Origin of the sequence: Flavobacterium sp. FPG59, assembly GCF_002150205.1 — a bacterium.
Lineage (GTDB): Bacteria > Bacteroidota > Bacteroidia > Flavobacteriales > Flavobacteriaceae > Flavobacterium.
Genome location: NZ_MTCA01000306.1, coordinates 1 through 2,853 on the forward strand (window position 1 = coordinate 1; position 2,853 = coordinate 2,853).

At 30.3% G+C, this 2,853-nt stretch carries 2 protein-coding genes; one reads left to right on the top strand and one right to left on the bottom strand.

Annotated elements, in window-relative coordinates:
• The coding region (locus tag FPG59_RS15365) for a DEAD/DEAH box helicase (RefSeq protein WP_086455431.1) at nucleotides 1-2,033 on the top strand (2,033 nt) is incomplete at its 5' end.
• Nucleotides 2,034-2,222: 189 nt separating this feature from the next.
• On the opposite strand, the gene FPG59_RS16745 is transcribed toward FPG59_RS15365, so the two are convergent.
• Nucleotides 2,223-2,853, bottom strand: a 631-nt coding sequence (locus FPG59_RS16745) for a hypothetical protein (RefSeq protein WP_217875930.1), incomplete at its 5' end; no start/stop codon positions are given.

Consider the following 2,853-nt stretch of genomic DNA (forward strand, 5'->3'; position numbering starts at 1 on the left):
TCCCTAGAGGTTTTATTGGTAAAATAATTCGATTTTGTAGAGAAAATAAAATTGAATATGATTTCAAGGATGAAAGGAGAAAATTAAAAGAAGTTTCATTTTTATTCAACGCACAACTCCTAGGACATCAGCAAATAGTGATTAATGCGATTGAAAAAAAAGATTTAGGAATTATTGTTGCGCCACCGGGTTCAGGAAAAACTATTGTCGGAATAAAAATCATTGCAGATAAAAAACAACCTGCATTAATCATCACTCATCGCAAACAAATTGCCGACCAATGGATTGAAAGAATTGAAACTTTTCTTGGAATTCCAAAAAATGAAATTGGAAAAATAGGTCAAGGCAAAACCAAAATCGGCAAGCAAATAACTGTTGCTATGATTCAGAGTTTATCAAAAGAATTAGAGAAACCTGATACCAGAAAAATTTTGAATGCTTTCGGGATTATCATTGTGGACGAATGTCATCATATCCCTGCTGAAACATTTAGAAATGCAATTTCAAAATTACAAACCTTTTATTTATATGGCTTAACAGCAACGCCATTTCGAAAATACAATGACAGTAAACTTATTTTTATTCATTTAGGCGAAGTAATTGCTGAAATAAAATCAAACGAAATAAGCACATCTAAAAGACCAAAAATCATCATTCGAAACACTGAACTTGATGTGCCATTCAACTCAAAAACAGACAAATTTGAAACTTTATCAAAAATTCTGGTTCACGATTCTACTCGAAATAAATCAATTCTTCAAGATGTAATTAGTGAATTGAAATCTGACAAAAAAGTCGTTATTATTACAGAACGTAAAGAACATATTGACTCGCTAAATCAATATTTAAAACAATCTTACGAAGTGATTACTTTAAGTGGTGAAGATTCTGAAAGTGCCAAAAACTCAAAATGGAAATTACTAAAGGAAGGAAATTATCAAGTATTAATCACCACTGGGCAATTCTTTGGAGAGGGAACCGATCTGCAAAACACCAATTGTCTCTTTCTTGTTTATCCTTTTTCTTTTGAAGGCAAATTAATTCAATACATCGGTAGAGTCCAACGATCGGAAATAGCTCCAACTATTTACGATTATCGAGACATCAAGATTGATTACTTAAACAAAATGTTTCTTAAAAGAAATGTCTATTACAGAAAAATTGATAAACTAGCCACCTTATTTGATGAACCCGAAGAGGAAATTACTGTTTCAAAAGACTCTTTCGTCATTGATCAAAAAATAAAGATTCCTTTTGAAAAACTTGAATTTAGATACGGAAGTATTGCTTTTAAATACAATGTTTCTGAAATTAAAATAGAACTTGAATTTGATATTGAAAATCTTGAAATTAGACCCGAATTTGAAGTTTTGAAAGATTATTTCTCTAAGTCTCTCAAAATTAAAAATATTACTGCTGTAATTCACGCTGAGTTTGAAAACGGAAAATTAATTTCACAATTGGCGCTATCCAATGATCTAGAAAAAATAACTCAAAAATTGATTGAAGGAGTGAAGTTTAAATTCATTGCGAAGACATTCTTAGGCAAAGCAAACACAATAGATCAAGAAAATTTGCTGGATATTAATCAATTGCAGAATGAAAGTAATGTCAAACTATATGACTCTGGAGATGAATTATTGAATGATTTTTTGCAGAATCAAAATTACAAGCATCAAACGCATTTACAATATTTAGCCAAGTATCACGAGAGAACTATTCTTAAAATCCGATTCGTTTTGAATCCATTTTCATTTGTTTTCCTTCTAGCGGGAAAAACGGGATTTCATATTGTTTTAGAAACCTTAAATACAGAAGAAGCAACCTATATTTGGCATTTTGGTAAAGACAGACAATTTATTCCCGACATATTAAAACAAATTGACAACTACCTAAATACCATTAGAAATAGCGGTAGACAAGCTTTTATAGAAAATCCGCCCGATAATTTCAGTAAAGTACTTCACGATTATTCCACGGATAGAAAAGGTTTTATCATTTGGAAAAATTTGATTGAAGAGAGGCTAACTTAAAAAAATCTGTGTGTGTCTTGACAAATACCTATCATAAGTATAGATAGTGTATGAAATAGGGGAACAGTGTCCTTTTACCATAAAAGCGTGACCCTCTTAGTACAGAATCCTAACCTCTTATTGAATTTAAGTGCCGTTTAAATCGTTATAATTTTATTTAAAACACTGTCATTTTTCATTTAAAGACATTTAATATCTATAAAAATTATTTTCCTTTTTTTTAATCTGAATGAGATCTTCTTTATCGGATTCATATAATAGAATATCCTCTTTTTTTATCATTGGATCAAGCCAATCTGCTTTGTCTTTTGCCCATATTAACCAATCTTGTAATTCAATCGTGAGTTGATTGTTTAATGAAGCTTTAGTTTCTAACTCATTTAAGTACTCTCTAACTATTTTGGCTTTGTTGTGATATATTGCATTATTAAATAATTCTTTTGTTCTTTGGAGTTCAAACTCTCTCTTCTTCTGGAATTCCTTTCTTATTTTTTCCTCCTCTTCCAATTTAATATGATGTAACCTGCATTCTTCTCTCCATGCTAATTCTTCCTTTGCTTCTAATTCAATCTTAGCAACAATTTTAGCTAACTGGTTTTCTAATTTTACAGTACCATCACTCCATTCTTTAGCCTTATAACTTTCTCCAATTTTTATAATCAAAATACCTGTTGGAATGTAAGTAGATGATTCATAAGGTTTATCCGAAGGGATTCTTTTATTCTTTTCTCTTATTTCAAAATGAAATTCAACATCGTTTACTACAATACATGGTCCTCTTTTATTTATATCTCTTCTAAATGAATGACCTCTGTATCTT